Here is a 15,827-nt window from a genome sequence, read left to right as displayed (position 1 = left end):
ACGGGCCGCGCGATTCGGCTCGGACCCGCGACGCATCGGGCGCGGAGCCCGTGCGTCAGTTCTCGACGACCGTCGCCGTGGGAGCGTTCGAGGCTCCGGCGCGCGCGGCGTCCATGCCGGCGGAGCGCAGAATCCGGTCGAGTACCAGATCGAAGTTGGCCGCCATCTCCTGCGACGCTTCGCCGGGCCACATGTGCACCGGCTTCGCGGCGCCCTGCGCCTGCTGCAGCGAGGTGCGTTCGGGCAGCTGCGGGTTCAGCACGAGCGGTCCGAACATCTCGCGGAGCTCGCGGATGCGGAACTGGTGCTCGAGCGACTGGGGCTGCGTGCGGTTGATGAGGATGCCCAGGGGCTGCAGCCGCGGGCTCACGCCGCGCCGGATCTCCTCTATGGCGCGCAGCGCGCGATCGGTCGCCGCCACGGCGAAGAGGCTCGGCTCGGCCACGACGAGTACGCGATCGCTCGCGGCCCAGGCAGTGCGCGTCAGCGCGTTGAGCGAGGGGGCGCAGTCGACGAGCACGAGGTCGTACTCCGACTCGACGATCGCCAGGGCCTCCTCGAGCTTCCAGATGTCGCGCGTCGAGGGGTGCGGACCGTCGAAGTTGATTGCCGAGGGGCTGCCGACGAGCAGATCGATCCGACCGCCCTCGTGGTAGTCGTTCCAGCCGCTGTGAGCGATCGCGCTGCGCACGGTCTTCTCCTTCGGGCTCTCGAGCACATTCGCGACATTGGCGAAGCCTTCGGGGTTCACCGCCAGGCCCGTCGACACGTCGGACTGCGGGTCGAAGTCCACGACCAGGGTCCGCAGACCGCGCGAGAAGGCGGCCGAGGCGAGGCCGAGCGTCACGGTCGTCTTGCCGACGCCGCCCTTGAGGGAACTCACACTCAATACATGCACGTGGCAAGTTTAGTGGATTCAACCCGAGCGTCGCCCGACTTCGTCGTGGGCGAACGGGGGCGAACCCTGCATCCGCGGAGAGGGCGCGCGCCGCGCGTCATATAGCTCACCCCGAGGGGGCGAGCATGTATCTTGATATCGAACCAGTTCGACGGTGCGGGCACCCGGCGGAGTGAACAGTAGCAAGGAGGCGGAGTGTTCCAGAAGATCTTGGTGGCGAATCGCGGGGAGATCGCGATTCGGGCGTTTCGGGCGGCGCACGAGTTGGGTGCGCAGACGGTGGCGGTGTTCCCGTACGAGGATCGCAATTCGCTGCATCGGTTGAAGGCTGATGAGGCGTATCTGATCGGCACGGTCGGTCATCCCGTGCGGGCGTATCTGGATGTCGCGGAGATCGTGCGCGTCGCGGTCGAGTCGGGTGCGGACGCGATCTATCCGGGGTACGGGTTCTTGTCGGAGAACCCGGATCTCGCGGCCGCGGCGGAGGCTGCGGGGATCCGGTTCATCGGGCCGGGCCGGGAGGCGCTCGAGATGGCGGGCAACAAGGTCGCCGCGAAGGAGCACGCGATCCGGGCGGGTGTGCCGGTGCTGCGCTCCACGCCGCCGTCGACGGATATCGATGCGTTGATCGCGGGGGCGGAGGAGATCGGGTTCCCGGTGTTCGCGAAGGCGGTCGCGGGTGGCGGGGGCCGTGGCATGCGGCGTGTGGAGCGCGTGGAGGAGTTGCGCGACGCGCTGGAGTCGGCGATGCGGGAGGCGGAGTCGGCGTTCGGGGACGCGACGATGTTCATCGAGCAGGCGGTGCTGCGGCCGCGGCACATCGAGGTGCAGGTGCTGGCGGATGCGTCGGGTGCGACGGTGCATCTGTTCGAGCGCGATTGCTCGGTGCAGCGCCGGCATCAGAAGGTCGTGGAGATCGCGCCGGCGCCGAACATGAGCGAGGAGAAGCGCGCCGAGCTCACGCGCGACGCGATCGCGTTCGCGGAGTCCATCGGGTACGAGAACGCGGGAACGGTCGAGTTCCTCCTCGACACGGCCGGGGAGCGTGCCGGGGAGCACGTGTTCATCGAGATGAATCCGCGCATCCAGGTTGAGCACACGGTGACCGAGGAGGTCACCGATGTGGATCTGGTGCGGGCGCAGATGCGGATCGCTGCGGGCGCGTCGCTGGAGGAGCTCGAGCTCACGCAGGATCGCATCAGGCTGCGCGGGGCGGCGCTGCAGTGCCGGATCACGACGGAGGATCCGGCGAACGGGTTCCGGCCCGATCTCGGCCGCATCACCGCGTACCGGTCGCCGGGCGGCGGCGGGGTGCGTCTGGATGGGGGCACGATCGAGGTGGGTGCGCAGATCAGCCCGCATTTCGATTCGATGCTCGCGAAGTTGACGTGTCGCGGTCGCACGTTCGAGGATGCGGTGCGGCGGGCGCAGCGGGCGCTGGCCGAGTTCCGCATCCGGGGCGTGGCGACGAACATCCCGTTCCTGCAGGCGGTGCTCGCGGATGCCGAGTTCCAGTCGGGGGATGTGTCGACGCAGTTCATCGGCGAGCGGCCGGAGCTGCTGCGGATGAATCCCTCGAAGGATCGCGCGACGCGGCTGCTGCAGCACGTCGCGCACGTGACGGTGAACCAGCCCCATGGTGCTCGGCCGCGGCTGATCGATCCGGAGGCGAAGCTGCCCGCGGCCGATCTGTCGCGCCCGGCTCCCGCGGGCAATCGGCAGCTGCTGGTGGAGATCGGGCCCGACGCGTATGCGCGGCGGTTGCGCGAGCAGACGGCGCTCGCGGTGACGGAGACGACGTTCCGCGATGCGCACCAGTCGCTGCTGGCGACGCGGGTGCGTACGAAGGACCTCGCCCGGGTCGCCCCGTATGTGGCGCGGTTGACGCCGGAGCTGTGGTCGGTGGAGGCGTGGGGCGGGGCGACGTACGATGTCGCGCTGCGCTTCTTGGGGGAGGATCCGTGGGAGCGGCTCGCGGCGCTGCGGGAGGCGCTGCCGAACGTGCCGATCCAAATGCTGCTGCGCGGGCAGAACACGGTCGGGTACACGCCGTATCCGGAGCAGGTCGCACAGGCATTCGTGCGCGAGGCGGCGTCGACGGGGGTGGACGTGTTCCGCATCTTCGACGCGCTCAACGACGTGAACCAGATGCGGGTCGCCATCGACGCGGTGCGCGAGACCGGGACGGCGGTCGCCGAGGTCGCGATGTCGTTCACGGGCAATCTGCTGAGCCCGGCCGAGGACAAGTACACCCTCGACTACTATCTGCGCCTGGCCGAGCAGATCGTCGACGCGGGGGCGCATGTGCTCGCGATCAAGGACATGGCGGGGCTGCTGCGCCCGGCGGCTGCGGCGAAGCTCGTCACCGCGCTGCGGGAGCGCTTCGAGCTGCCGGTGCACCTGCACACGCACGATACGCCGGGCGGGCAGCTCGCGACGCTGCTCGCGGCGAGTGCGGCGGGGGTGGATGCGGTCGACGCGGCGTCGGCGCCGATGTCGGGCACCACGTCGCAGCCGTCGCTGTCGGCGCTCGTGGCGTCGCTCGCCGACACGGATCGCGATACGGGCCTCTCGCAGGAGGCGGTGTTCGCGCTCGAACCGTATTGGGATGCGGTGCGCGGGCTGTACCGGCCGTTCGAGTCGGGCCTGCCGAGCCCCACGGGCCGGGTGTACAGTCACGAGATCCCGGGCGGGCAGCTGTCGAACCTGCGCCAGCAGGCGATCGCGTTGGGGCTCGCGGAGAACTTCGAGCGGATCGAGGATCTGTACGCGGCGGCCGATCGCATGCTGGGGCGCATCCCGAAGGTGACGCCGTCGTCGAAGGTCGTGGGCGATCTCGCGCTGCACCTGTCGGCGGTCGATGCCGATCCGGCGGATTTCGAGGCGCACCCGGAGAAGTACGACATCCCGGACTCGGTGGTGGGGTTCCTCGCGGGCGAGCTGGGGGAGATCCCGGGGGGTTGGCCGGAGCCGTTCCGGTCGAAGGTGCTGGCCGGCCGGTCGGTGAACATCGACGTCGCGCCGGTGCCGGAGAGCGATGAGGCGCTGCTGCGGGGCTCGAGCGCGGAGCGGCGCGACGCGCTGAACCGTCTCCTCTTCCCGCAGCCCGCGCAGCAGTTCGCTCAGGTGCGCGAGCAGCACGGCGACGTGTCGGTGCTGGAGACCGCGGACTACCTGTACGGGCTGCAGGCGGGCGAGGAGCACGCGATCGATCTCGCGAAGGGTGTGCGCCTGTACGTCGCGCTCGAGGCGATCGGGGAGGCCGACGACAAGGGGCTGCGCACGGTGATGGTGCGGGTGAACGGTCAGCTGCGGCAGGTGTTCGTGAAGGACGAGTCGGTGCGGGTCGAGGCGGCGCTCTCGGAGAAGGCGGATCGTGCGATCCCGGGGCATGTCGCCGCACCGTTCTCGGGCACGGTGACGGTCAAGGTCGCCGTCGGGGATCGGGTGGAGGCGGGTCAGCCGGTCGCGACGATCGAGGCGATGAAGATGGAGGCCGCGATCACCGCGCCCGTGGCGGGCCGTGTGGAGCGGGTCGTGTTCACGGGCACGCGGGGCCTGGAATCGGGCGACCTCATCGCCGAGATCACGGCTGCCGAGGGGTGAGTCGAGCGCCTCGCCGCGGACCGACGCCGCGGCGAGGCGCTAGGCTCGGGTGCCATGGCGATTCGTGAAATCCGGGTCTTCGGAGACCCCGTCCTCCGCACCGTGTGCGCACCCGTCGCAGAGATCGACGAGGGTGTGCGCGCGCTCGTGCAGGATCTGCTGGATACGGTGGACATGGAGGGCCGTGCCGGGCTCGCGGCCACGCAGATCGGGCACACGCAGCGCGTCTTCAGCCTCAACATCGACGGCGAGATCAGCTACGTCATCAACCCCGAGATCGTCTCACTCGAGGGGGAGCCGGTGCTCACCGGCGAGGGGTGCCTCTCCGTTCCCGATCTCTGGTTCGAGGTGCCGCGGCACCCGCGGGCGACCGTGCGGGGCATCGACCTGAACGGCGATCCCGTCGAGATCAGCGGCGAGGGACTGCTGGCGCAAGCGCTGCAGCACGAGTGCGACCACCTCGAAGGGAAGCTGTACCTGTCGCGCCTCGACCGCGACTCCCGCGGTGAGGCGATGCGGCAGATCCGCAGCTCGAGCTGGTTCTGAACGCGAGGGCACGACCCCGCCGCGCCTCGCGGCCCGCGGCGCGGCGGGCCGCTAGCTGACGACGCCGACGTTCTCGGTCTGCGGGTGCTCGCCGTACATGGCCGAGATCTCGCCGGCGAAATCGCGCAGAATGTTGTCGCGCCGGATGCTCATCTTCGGAGTCAGGTGCCCGTTCGCCTCGATGAACTCCGTCGGCAGGATGACGAATTTGCGGATCGACTCGGCGCGCGAGACGAACGCGTTGCCCTGGTCGACGGCGCTCTGCACCTCCGCGAGCACCTTCGGATGCACGGAAGCCTCCTCGAGCGACATCATCGGATCCTCGCCGTTGTTGTTCAGCCAGGGCGCGAGCATCTCGGGGTCGAGCGTGACAAGGGCCGAGATGAACGGCCGCTGGTCGCCGACGACGACGACCTGGCCGATGATGGTGTTCGAACGGATCGGATCCTCGAGCGCCGCAGGCGCCACGTTCTTGCCGCCCGCGGTGACGATGATCTCCTTCTTGCGGCCGGTGATCGTCAGGTAGCCGTCCTCGTCGAGCGAGCCGATGTCGCCCGTGCGGAAGAAGCCGTCGGCCGTGAAGGCGTCACGCGTCGCCTCCTCGTTGTTCCAGTACTCCTTGAAGACGTCGATGCCCTGCACCTCGATCTCGCCGTCGTCGGCGATTCGGACGGTGTGCCCGGGGAGCGGCGGGCCGACGGTGCCGATCTTGAAGTGATCGGGCAGATTGACCGTCACCGGGGCGGTGGTCTCGGTGAGGCCGTACCCCTCGAGGATCTTCACGCCGAGGCTGCGGTAGAAGTGACCGAGATAGTGGCTGAGCGGCGCCGATCCCGACACCGCGAAGCGCACCTTGCCGCCCAGCTTCTCGCGGAGCTTGCCGTAGACGAGCTTGTCGAAGAGGCGGAACTTCAGCGCGAGCGCGAACGGCACCTTGCCGGCGTCGAGCGCCTCTGAGTGCGCGACGGCGACCTTCGCCGCCGCGCGGAAGATCTTGCCCTTGCCCTCGGCCTCGGTCTTCTGCTCGGCCGAGTTATAGACCTTCTCGAACACGCGCGGCACGGCGAGGAGGAAGGTCGGCTGGAACGTGCCGAGCGCCGGCAGGAGCTGGCTGGTATCGGCCTGGTGCCCGACGCGCACCCCCGCGTGCACCGACATGACCGAGATGAATCTCGCGAAGACGTGGGCGAGCGTCACGAACAGCAGCGTCGCGGCCCCCGGCTGCTGCACCACGTCGGAGAGCGCCGCAGCGGCGTTGCGGGAGAGATCGACGAAGTTGGCGTGGGTCAGCACGCACCCCTTCGGCCGGCCGGTCGACCCGGAGGTGTAGATCACAGTCGCGATATCGGAACCCTGAGCGAGCCCGCGGCGCCGGTCGATCTCCGCGTCGGGGATCGCCGCACCCGACTCGCGCAGTTCGGCGAGCGCGCCCCGGTCGAGGCGCCAGGCCAGCGACACGGTCGGGAGGTCGTCTCTGACCTCCTCGAAGCGCGCGGCGTGATCCTCGGTCTCCGTGAGCACTGCGCGCGCGCCCGAGTCTTCGAGCACCCAGTGCACCTGCAGCGGAGAGGACGTCTCGTAGATCGGCACCATGACGGCCCCGGCGTAGTGGATGGCGAAGTCGACGAGCGTCCACTCGTAGCTCGTCTTGCACATGAACGCGACGCGGTCGCCGGGCTCGATGCCCGAGGCGACCAGGCCCTTGGCCAGTGCGACGACCTCCGCGCGGAACGCGGAGGCGGAGATGTCGCGCCAGCCGTCGCCGACGGGCACCGCGAACAGTGCGCGATCGGGGGTCGCCTGCGCCCGCTGCTCCAGGAGGTCGGTGATGTTGTCCTCGGGAACCGGCGGGACGAGGATCGGGGTCTCGGACTGATTCACGGCAGCTCCTTCGATACTCATGTATCCGTCGTTCGCGACGCGGCCTCGCGCGTCGCACATGTGTTCTGCCACCTTATATGCATACCTCCGCCGAGCCCCCGGCTCGGGTAGGGTGTTCCCAGTCGAGAGGAATCGTGAGCCGTGCTCTACTGGATTTTCAAACACCTGATCATCGGGCCGATCTTGAAAACGGTGTTCCGCCCGTGGCTGGAGGGTGCCGAGAACATTCCGGCGACCGGGCCGGTGATCATTGTAGGAAACCACCTCTCGGTGATCGATTCCTTCTTCATGCCGACGATGATCGACCGTCGCGTGTACTTCCTCGCGAAGAGCGATTACTTCACCGGCACGGGGGTGAAGGGCTGGCTCGTGAAATCGTTCATGACCGCGGTCGGCCAGCTCCCCATCGACCGGTCGGGCGGCAAGGCCTCCGAGGCGTCGCTGAACACGGGACTCGGGGTGCTGGATCGCGGGGACGTGCTCGGCATCTACCCCGAGGGCACCCGCAGCCCCGACGCGCGACTGTACCGCGGTCGCACGGGCGTCGCCCGTCTCGTGCTCGAATCCGGCGCCGTGGTCGTGCCCGCCGTGATGATCGACACTGAGAAGGCGATGCCGATCGGGGCCAAGCTGCCGAAGATCCGCAGGATCGGCACCGTCGTCGGGAAGCCCCTCGACTTCAGCCGTTTCGCCGGCATGAGCGCCGACCGCTTCGTGTTGCGCAGTGTGACGGACGAGATCATGCTCGAGATTCAGAAGCTCAGCGGGCAGACCTACGTGGACGTCTACGCGTCGAGCGTGCGCAACCGCTGATCCCGCCCGTGTTCGCCGCAGGCGCCCTGCCCGCGGCGCGCGCGGAGCCGATGAGGCAGTAGGCTGATACGGTCGCGGCGCCTCGCCGCGACCTTTCTGTACCCACCTCACGTAAGGGATCGACATGACGAGCCAGATTCACGAGACTGCTGCCGAACGAGCGTTCGCGGAGCTCGACGCCTATCAGGCGCTCGAGGCCAAGCAGCAGCCGGTCTGGCCCGATCCCGAAGCGGTGGCGTATTCGGCCCGAGAGCTCTCGTCGCAGCCGCCGCTCGTATTCGCGGGTGAGGCCGATCAGCTGCGCGACCGCCTCGCATCCGCCGCGCGCGGCGAGGCGTTCCTGCTGCAGGGCGGCGATTGCGCAGAGACCTTCGCCGCGGCGACGGCCGATCGCATCCGCGATCGCGTCAAGACGCTGCTGCAGATGGCGGTCGTGCTCACCTACGGGGCGTCGATGCCCGTCATCAAAGTCGGGCGGATGGCCGGCCAGTTCGCGAAGCCGCGCTCCAGCAACGAGGAGACGCGAGAGGGCGTCACCCTGCCCGCATACCGTGGCGACCTCGTCAACGGATACGACTTCACGCCGGAATCGCGCGCTGCCGACCCGGCCCGGCTCGTGCAGGGCTACCACGTATCGGCGTCGACGCTCAACCTGATCCGCGCCTTCACGCAGGGCGGATTCGCCGATCTGCGCCAGGTGCACGCCTGGAACCAGGGGTTCGTCTCGAACCCGGCGAACCAGCGGTACGAGTCGCTCGCGGGCGAGATCGACCGCGCACTGCGGTTCATGGCGGCGTGCGGGGTCGACAACACCGCCCTCACGCAGACCGAGTTCTACGTCAGCCACGAGGCGCTGCTGCTCGACTACGAGCGGCCGCTGACCCGCGTCGACTCGCGCACCGGCGACCTGTACGACACCTCGGGCCACATGCTCTGGATCGGCGAGCGCACGCGCGACATCGATGGCGCCCACGTCGAGTTCCTCTCGCACGTGCGCAACCCGATCGGGGTGAAGCTCGGTCCGACGGCGACCGTCGACGACGCGCTGCGCCTGATCGACAAGCTCGATCCCGAGCGCGAGCCGGGGCGTCTCACGTTCATCACGCGCATGGGCGCGGGCAAGATCCGCGACGTGCTCCCGGGGCTGCTCGCCGGGGTGCGCGACGCGGGCGCGACGCCGCTCTGGGTGACGGACCCGATGCACGGCAACGGCATGACCACCGCCACCGGCTACAAGACGCGCCGATTCGACGACGTCATGGATGAGCTGCGAGGCTTCTTCGAAGCGCACCGCGAGGTCGGCACCTACCCGGGCGGCATCCACATCGAGCTCACCGGCGACGATGTCACGGAGTGCCTCGGCGGCTCGGAGAACATCGACGAGGCGACGCTCGCGACCCGCTACGAGTCGGTCTGCGATCCCCGTCTCAACCACATGCAGTCGCTGGAGCTCGCGTTCCAGGTGGCCGAGGAGCTCAAGAAGATCTCGTAGCGCGCGTGGGATCGTACAGAGCGCCCGCCCTCCGTCAGCGCGACTGAGGGCGGGCGCTCTGCGTGGGGCGCACGCGCTCTGCGCGGGGCGCCCGGAGTGCGGCGCCGTGCGCGCGCCCGCCGACGATGAACCGTCAGAGCGAGATCGTGCTCCTGATGCGGATCTCCGTGCCCGCGGCGACCTTCTCGCCCGCGGCCGGGTCCGTTCCGGTGGCCTTCGCGAAGCTGCGCAGCGCGTCGGGGACGAGGGTCGTCGGGGTGAAGCCCGCGGCGCTCAGCGCGTCCATCGCCTCCTGCAGGGGGAGATCGGAGACGTCGGGTACGGGGAAGAGCTCGGGGCCGAGCGAGATCTCGAGGCCGACGCTGTCTCCCGGCCGCATCGGATCGGTCTGCGGCAGCAGCGAGATGACCGAACCCTGCGGCACGTCGGCGCTGTACGATTCGGCGCCCACTGCGGGATCGACGGTGAGCGAGCTGTCGGCGAGCCGGGCCGTGGCCTCATCGGCGGTCAGGCCGGCCACGTCGGGCACCGGGCCTGCGGAGGTGATGAGATCGATGGTGCCGAGCTCCGGGTACGTGTCGCCGAGCGCGTCCCCGTTCGCTCCGAGGGCGGCGAGCACCGTGTCCGCCTCGTCGTCGGAGAAGCGCTGCTCGAGCACCTCCCCGACGGTGAACCGCTGATCCTCGATCAGCGCCCGAGCCTCATCGAGCGACAGGCCGACCAGCGTCGGCACGGGGAGGAGCTGCGGGCCGGTCGACTGGCAGAGCTGCACGGCGGTGCCGCGATCCACCCGCGACCCGGAAGCGGGCTCCGTCTCGGCCGCCTGCCCGGCCGGATACTCGAGGCTCGAGCACTCGGCGAGCGTGACGACCAGCGCGTGCTCCTCGAGCGCGGCCTGCGCAGCGGCGATCTCCTGGCCGGCGACGTCGGGGACGGTGACCTGCGACCCCGGGCCCTGTCCGAACCACCAGCCGAGCGCCCCGGCCGTCGCGATCAGCAGCACGGCGAACCCCGCGATGATCCGGCCGCGCCGTCTCCGCGCCCGTCCGGCATCCGCGGCGCGGTCGATCGGCGCGGGAGCCCGAGCAGGCTCGACCCCGGGTTCCACCGCGGGCGCGACGGTCGTGGCGGCGTCGTCGGCATTGCCGGCGAGCGCCCAGCGCTGAGCGGGATCGAGCACCGAGGTCGCGGGAGTGGGCGCGCCTTCGTCGGCGATGCGCGGCAGCACCCGGGTGGACCCCGAGCCCGCCTCGGCGCCGGCGATGCCGCGCAGCGATTCGAGCGCCTCGCCAGCATCGCGCGGACGCTCGTCGGGCTCGCGACGCGTCATCCACAGCACGAGGGAGTCGAGCGCCGGGCTCGCCTCGGCGCTCTGCAGCGACGGAGCAGGCACGTCTGAGTGCGCGTGCTGATAGGCGATCTGCATGGGCTGCTCGCCGACGAAGGGCTGGGCACCCGTGAGCATCTCGTAGAGCATGATGCCGAAGGCGTAGATGTCGCTGCGCGCGTCGGCCACTCCTCGGGTGACGAGTTCGGGGGAGAGGTACGCGATGGTGCCGAGCAGGGCCTGACCCGTCGTGGTGTTGGCGCTCACCGCCCGGGCGAGGCCGAAGTCGCCCAGCTTGATGCGCCCGTCGTCGGCGAGCATGACGTTCTCGGGTTTGAGGTCGCGATGCACGATCCCCGCCCCGTGCGCCGCCGCCAGACCCGAGAGCACCGCCTCGCCGATCTCGAGCGACTGCTCCGCGGTGAGGCGGCGCTGCTGCTTCAGCAGCTCGCGCAGCGTGATGCTGGGCAGGTACTCCATGACGAGGTAGGTGCGGCCGAGGTCGTGGCCCTGATCGAAGACGTTCACGAGATTCGGGTGCGACAGCCGAGCGGCACTGCGCGCCTCCTGCTCGAAGCGCCGCGTGAAATTCGCGTCCTCCGCGAGGTGCTCGTGCATCACCTTCACCGCGACGCGGCGTTCCAGCCGGAGGTCCGTTGCGAGGTAGACCATCGCCATGCCGCCCCGGGCGATGCGCGATCTGATCGCGTAACGGCCGTCGAGCGTCTGCCCGATCAGCGGGTCGGAAGGCACGGAGGTCACCCGGAGAGTCTACGGAACTTCGGGTGACCGTTTCATGATGCGCGCCGGGCGCGGTCGGATTGCGCTCGCCGGAACGCGCTGGCAAAGTGGGATCGTGGCAGAGAACACCGCTTCAGACCGTAGCCCGCTGACGACGGCGCCGATGCTCAGCGTTCCGGAGCTCGTCGACCGCCTCGGCATCACGCCCGGCCGCCTGCATCGCCTCATCGAGGACCATGTGCTCGCGTCGGTCCGCATCGACGGGGCCGTTCGGGTTCCCGAGGAGTTCCTGCAGGGCGACGAGCCGTTGCCGTCGCTGCGCGGCACACTGCTCGTGCTGAACGACGCCGGGTTCTCCGAGGAGGAGGCGGTGATCTGGATGCTGTCGACCAACGAGGAGCTCGGGGAGCGCCCGATCGACTCGCTGCAGTCGGGACGGAAGAGCGCGGTGCGCCGCGCGACGCAGGCTCTCGCCTTCTGAGGCTCTCCCGCGATGCTGCGGCTCGGCGGGCTCGCAATCTCAGTCGGGTGAGCGCTCCGCCGGTCTCGCCGCTCCGCATAACGGAGACCCGGGGTGGCAGAGCCCGCTGACCGGTGCCCGGCTCAGAACTCGCGCCGGGTCGCCCGATCCGCGAGTCGGGTGAGTGCTTCGCCCGCATCCGGACGTGCCGGCGACGCCTGCAGGGCGGAGATCGCCCGCTCGACGTTGCGGGTGATCATCTGCTCGACGCGTTCGACGGCGCCGCTCTCGCGAATGGTGCGCTGCAGGATCGCGACCTGCTCGGGCGCGAGGTCGTTGCCCAGCAGGTCGTCGAAGATGCGCCGCTGCGTGCCGGGAAGGTTCTCGCGAGCGAGCGTGACCAGCACCGTGCGCTTGCCCTCCACGAGATCGTCCCCCGCGGGCTTCCCCGTGACGGAGGCGTCGCCGAAGACGCCGAGCAGGTCGTCCCGCAGCTGGAACGCGACGCCGATCGGCAGACCGTAGTCGCGGAGTGCCTGCTCCTGCTCCTCATCGGCACCCGCGAGCGCTGCCCCGATGAGCAGCGGCGCCTCGACGCTGTACTTCGCCGACTTGTAGACGAGCACCCGCGTCGAGCGCTCGAGCTGCGCGTCGTGGGCCGCGAAGGCGGGCTGCTGCTCCTCGAGCACGTCGAGGTACTGTCCGACGGCCACCTCGCTCCGCATGCGGTTGAAATGCGCTCGGGCAGCGCGCGCCGCGTCCGGGGAGGCGGCGCCGTCGCACGCGCTCTCCATGAGCTCGTCGGCCCACGATTGCAGCAGGTCTCCCAGCAGGATCGCTGCGGCGACCCCGAAGTGCTCGGGTTCGCCCGCCCAGCGCGCGGTCGCGTGCAGTGCCGCGAAGGCGCGGTGCGCCGCAGGGCGTCCGCGGCGGGTGTCGGAGCGGTCGATGATGTCGTCGTGGATCAGCGCGGCGGCGTGGAAGAACTCGAGTGCGCAGGCGGCGTCGAGTACCGAATCGGCGGCGCCGTCGACGCCGTCGGAGAAATCGAGCTCGCGCACGGAGCGGTAGCCGAGCACGGCGAACTGGGCGCGGAATCGCTTGCCGCCCGTGAGGAACTGCGCCGCTTCGTCGAGGAGCGCCGAGGCGTCGTCTCCGAGGGCGGCGAGCTCGTCGCGGTGCCGTTCGAGAATGTCGCCGATGCGCTCCTGAACGAGGCCTGCGAGTCGAGTCGTTTCTTGCACGCGCCTAGCCTACTCACGGGCACGGGTCGTAGACTGATGGGTACCACGTTTCACGAGATGCAGGAGGGTCGTCATGGCGCTGTCAGAGCACGAACAGCGGTTGCTTGACGAGATGGAGCGCGGCTTCTACCAGAGCGAAGCCGATGTTCTGCAAGCAGGTTCCGCCGAGCCCCGCCGCCTCAACTACCGGTCTCTCGTGCTCGGCGTGATCGTCGTGGTTGCCGGAATCGGCGTTCTCGTCGCGGGTGTCGCGGTGCAGTTGCTCTGGCTCGGCCTCGTCGGTTTCGCCATCATGCTCGGCGGCGTGGTGCTCATGCTGTCGCGTCGCTCGTCGGGCCCGCTGACGGTCGACGACATCACCTCGGCCAGCGCGGGGCCGAGGGCCGCGAAGTCGTCGCGGGAGTCGCTCAGCGAGCGCATGGAGCGCCGCTGGGATCAGCGGATGGAGGGGGAGCGCTAACCCGCCCCTACGCACTCAGCGCGCAGCGCCAGGTCGGTGACCTGGCGCTTTTTTCGTGCCCGCGGCACGGTTCGGTACGGCGTTCCCCGCTCACTCCACTTTGCTCCCCTCAGGTGCGATCGCAGCTGCCCGACTGTCCGTTCCTCCGTCGTGGCGCGGCTGCTCCGGCGTGGGAGCGACGGTCGAGTGACCGACGCGGGGATGGTCGCACCCGCGTCTTTTCGCCATCTCCCGCGAAAAACGCGCAATTCGCAGTGCGCGGAGGGGAAGAGTGGAGGAAAGTGGAGTAAACTGGTGCTCGAGGACGAGTCGGCGAAAGGAGGTCCCATTGTTCCTGGGAACCTTCACGCCGCGCCTGGACGAGAAAGGCCGCCTGATCCTCCCCGCGAAGTTCCGCAGCGAACTCGCCGACGGGCTCGTGATCACCCGCGGCCAGGAGCGGTGCCTCTACGTCTTCAGCGAGACGGAGTTCGCGCAGATGCACCAGCGCCTGCGCAGCGCGCCGCTGGCATCCAAGCAGGCGCGCGACTACCTTCGCGTCTTCCTCTCCGGGGCGCACCCCGAGACCCCCGACAAGCAGAGCCGGGTCACCATCCCGCAGAACCTCCGCGAATACGCGGGGCTCGATCGCGAACTCGCCGTCATCGGCGCCGGCTCGCGCGCGGAGATCTGGGACGCGGAGGCTTGGCAGACCTATCTGGCAGCGCAGGAGGCGGCGTTCTCCGAGATCGAGGAGGAGGTGATCCCGGGCATGTTCTAGCCCGGAATCGCTATGGCACACGACAACACACGCGATCCGAGCGCGCTGCACACGCCCGTGCTGCTCGAGCGCTGCATCGAGCTGCTCGCCCCCGCCGTGACCGACGGGGACTCCGGGGCGCCGCAGGTGGTCGTCGACGCGACGCTCGGCATGGGCGGTCACACCGAGGCGCTGCTCGAGCGGTTCCCGCACCTGCACGTCATCGGCCTCGACCGCGACACCGAGGCGCTGGAACTCGCCGGCGCGCGACTCGCACGCTTCGGCGATCGGGCGATCCGCGTGCACGCGGTGTACGACGAGATCGCGCGCGCGGTCGCGGACAGCGGCTACTCCCGCATCGACGGCGTGCTGTTCGACCTCGGCGTGTCCTCCCTGCAGCTCGACGAGGCCGACCGCGGCTTCGCATACGCTCAAGACGCGCCGCTCGACATGCGGATGGATCAGAGCAGCGGCGAGACCGCCGCCGATGTGCTCGCGACGGCTCCGGAGGGTCGCCTGCGCGCGATCTTCGAGCGCTACGGCGAAGAGCCGCTCGCCGGTCGCTACGCGCGCGCCATCATCGCGGCCCGCGCCGAGGAGCCGATTCTGCGCAGCGGCCAGCTGGTCGACGTGCTGCAGGCGGCGACGCCCGCAGCGGTGCGCGACCAGCGCCACCCGGCGAAGCGGGTATTCCAAGCGCTGCGCATCGAGGTGAACGCGGAGCTCTCCGTGCTCGAGCGCGCCATCCCCGCGGCGCTGGACCTGCTGCGCGTCGGTGGGCGCGCCGTCGTGATGTCGTACCAGTCCCTCGAGGACCGGTTCGTCAAGCGCGAGTTCGCCCGCCGCACCGCCTCCACCGCGCCCGCCGGGCTGCCGGTGGAGCTCCCCGAGCATCGGCCCGAGTTCCGCCTCCTCACCCGAGGCGCGGAACTCGCGGACGATGCGGAACGGGCGCGCAATCCGCGCGCCATCCCCGTGCGCCTGCGCGCCGCCGAACGAGTGAGGGACGCACGATGAGCACGACGATGCCGATGGAATTCGACGCAGCGGCGCTCCGGCTCGGCGCGCCCGCGGGGACGCCCGCGACCGAGCGCGAACGGCACCTGCGGCCGGTGCCCGCGCCCGCAGCGCGACCGGCGGCGCGCGCGAAGCGCAGCCCGCTCGCCGGGGCGCTCATCGCCGTCGGCGTGGTGCTGACAATCTTCGCGACGCAGCTCGGCCTGAGCATCGCGATCTCCCAGGGCGCCTACGAGACGCGGGCGCTCGAGGTGGAGCAGCGCGACCTCGCGCGCGTGGAGCGCGTGCTCTCCCAGAACGTCGACAAGCTCGCCTCGCCGCAGAACCTGGCCGAGAACGCCGCGGCGCTCGGCATGGTGCAGAACTCGCGCCCCGCTACGCTCCGCCTGAGCGACGGGGCGGTGCTCGGAGCACTCGATTCCGAGACGACGGAGGCGTCGGGCAACCTCGTCGCGAACGCGACCCTCGAGAGCATGCCGGTGGTCGACGCCGCCGGGCTGCTGGTGCCGCGCAACTCGGGACAGGCCGCGGGCGCACAGGCCGAAAGCATCGATCCGCCGGTACGGTGGACGGGCAAGCTGCCGGCGCCCGACACGCACTAGG

Annotated in this window: 13 protein-coding genes; 9 read left to right on the top strand and 4 right to left on the bottom strand. The window is 70.0% G+C overall.

All coding sequences use genetic code 11. The features are described from left to right. Positions 1 to 55: 55 nt before the first annotated feature. Positions 56 to 898 carry a ParA family protein gene (locus NS354_RS04425; RefSeq protein ID WP_029608353.1) on the bottom strand — a complete coding sequence of 281 codons (843 nt, stop codon included), beginning with the start codon at positions 896 to 898 and terminating at the stop codon, positions 56 to 58. 195 nt (positions 899 to 1,093) lie between these two features. Here NS354_RS04425 and NS354_RS04420 point away from each other — a divergent pair, with 195 nt between their 5' ends. Continuing rightward, positions 1,094 to 4,504 carry a pyruvate carboxylase gene (locus NS354_RS04420; RefSeq protein ID WP_058593377.1) on the top strand — a complete coding sequence of 1,137 codons (3,411 nt, stop codon included), beginning with the start codon at positions 1,094 to 1,096 and terminating at the stop codon, positions 4,502 to 4,504. Positions 4,505 to 4,558: 54 nt separating this feature from the next. Next, positions 4,559 to 5,050 (top strand): peptide deformylase, encoded by a 492-nt coding sequence (gene def, locus NS354_RS04415; RefSeq protein ID WP_058593376.1) that lies wholly within the window; start codon positions 4,559 to 4,561, stop codon positions 5,048 to 5,050. A 51-nt stretch (positions 5,051 to 5,101) separates the two neighbouring features. Here the strand turns inward: def and NS354_RS04410 are convergent, their stop codons facing one another. Then, positions 5,102 to 6,931: an AMP-dependent synthetase/ligase gene (locus NS354_RS04410; RefSeq protein ID WP_430735994.1), complete on the bottom strand. Its 1,830-nt coding sequence runs from the start codon at positions 6,929 to 6,931 to the stop codon at positions 5,102 to 5,104. A gap of 141 nt (positions 6,932 to 7,072) precedes the next feature. Here NS354_RS04410 and NS354_RS04405 point away from each other — a divergent pair, with 141 nt between their 5' ends. Together NS354_RS04405 and NS354_RS04400 are read left to right on the top strand one after the other, a co-directional pair. After that, positions 7,073 to 7,744: a lysophospholipid acyltransferase family protein gene (locus NS354_RS04405; RefSeq protein WP_058593375.1), complete on the top strand. Its 672-nt coding sequence runs from the start codon at positions 7,073 to 7,075 to the stop codon at positions 7,742 to 7,744. Between the two features lie 124 nt (positions 7,745 to 7,868). Continuing rightward, positions 7,869 to 9,236: a class II 3-deoxy-7-phosphoheptulonate synthase gene (locus tag NS354_RS04400; protein WP_058593374.1), complete on the top strand. Its 1,368-nt coding sequence runs from the start codon at positions 7,869 to 7,871 to the stop codon at positions 9,234 to 9,236. Between the two features lie 133 nt (positions 9,237 to 9,369). Here the strand turns inward: NS354_RS04400 and pknB are convergent, their stop codons facing one another. Then, positions 9,370 to 11,325 carry a Stk1 family PASTA domain-containing Ser/Thr kinase gene (gene pknB, locus NS354_RS04395; protein WP_241490332.1) on the bottom strand — a complete coding sequence of 652 codons (1,956 nt, stop codon included), beginning with the start codon at positions 11,323 to 11,325 and terminating at the stop codon, positions 9,370 to 9,372. Between the two features lie 94 nt (positions 11,326 to 11,419). Between pknB and NS354_RS04390 the strand changes: the two genes are divergently transcribed. Next, on the top strand, positions 11,420 to 11,785 hold the full coding sequence (locus tag NS354_RS04390; protein ID WP_345994174.1) for an Rv2175c family DNA-binding protein: 366 nt from the start codon (positions 11,420 to 11,422) through the stop codon (positions 11,783 to 11,785). Positions 11,786 to 11,907: 122 nt separating this feature from the next. On the opposite strand, the gene NS354_RS04385 is transcribed toward NS354_RS04390, so the two are convergent. After that, entirely contained in the window at positions 11,908 to 13,008 is a 1,101-nt protein-coding gene (locus NS354_RS04385) for a polyprenyl synthetase family protein (RefSeq protein WP_058593372.1), read from the bottom strand. A gap of 73 nt (positions 13,009 to 13,081) precedes the next feature. Here NS354_RS04385 and NS354_RS04380 point away from each other — a divergent pair, with 73 nt between their 5' ends. From NS354_RS04380 to NS354_RS04365, 4 genes are all read left to right on the top strand, one after another. After that, on the top strand, positions 13,082 to 13,468 hold the full coding sequence (locus tag NS354_RS04380; RefSeq protein WP_058593371.1) for a DUF3040 domain-containing protein: 387 nt from the start codon (positions 13,082 to 13,084) through the stop codon (positions 13,466 to 13,468). 328 nt (positions 13,469 to 13,796) lie between these two features. Then, positions 13,797 to 14,228 carry a division/cell wall cluster transcriptional repressor MraZ gene (gene mraZ, locus NS354_RS04375; protein ID WP_058593370.1) on the top strand — a complete coding sequence of 144 codons (432 nt, stop codon included), beginning with the start codon at positions 13,797 to 13,799 and terminating at the stop codon, positions 14,226 to 14,228. Between the two features lie 12 nt (positions 14,229 to 14,240). Continuing rightward, entirely contained in the window at positions 14,241 to 15,224 is a 984-nt protein-coding gene (gene rsmH, locus NS354_RS04370; RefSeq protein WP_058593369.1) for a 16S rRNA (cytosine(1402)-N(4))-methyltransferase RsmH, read from the top strand. Beyond that, complete coding sequence (locus tag NS354_RS04365) at positions 15,221 to 15,826, top strand: hypothetical protein (protein WP_058593368.1); 606 nt, start codon at positions 15,221 to 15,223, stop codon at positions 15,824 to 15,826. The genes rsmH and NS354_RS04365 overlap by 4 nt, the downstream gene beginning before the upstream one ends. The last annotated feature ends 1 nt before the right edge of the window (position 15,827 follow it).

The sequence above is a fragment of the Leucobacter chromiiresistens genome (assembly GCF_001477055.1).
In the GTDB taxonomy this organism is placed as follows: domain Bacteria; phylum Actinomycetota; class Actinomycetes; order Actinomycetales; family Microbacteriaceae; genus Leucobacter; species Leucobacter chromiiresistens_A.
The sequence above is the reverse complement of the archived record's forward strand: the minus strand, read 5'-3'. Positions and strand labels throughout refer to the sequence as shown.

Excerpts from the sequence above, each read along its gene's own strand:
- def (WP_058593376.1), top strand. The coding sequence starts at position 4,559 with ATGGCGATTCGTGAAATCCGGGTCTTCGGAGACCCCGTCCTCCGCACC.
- NS354_RS04400 (WP_058593374.1), top strand. The coding sequence starts at position 7,869 with ATGACGAGCCAGATTCACGAGACTGCTGCCGAACGAGCGTTCGCGGAG.
- NS354_RS04380 (WP_058593371.1), top strand. The coding sequence starts at position 13,082 with ATGGCGCTGTCAGAGCACGAACAGCGGTTGCTTGACGAGATGGAGCGC.
- rsmH (WP_058593369.1), top strand. The coding sequence starts at position 14,241 with ATGGCACACGACAACACACGCGATCCGAGCGCGCTGCACACGCCCGTG.
- NS354_RS04365 (WP_058593368.1), top strand. The coding sequence starts at position 15,221 with ATGAGCACGACGATGCCGATGGAATTCGACGCAGCGGCGCTCCGGCTC.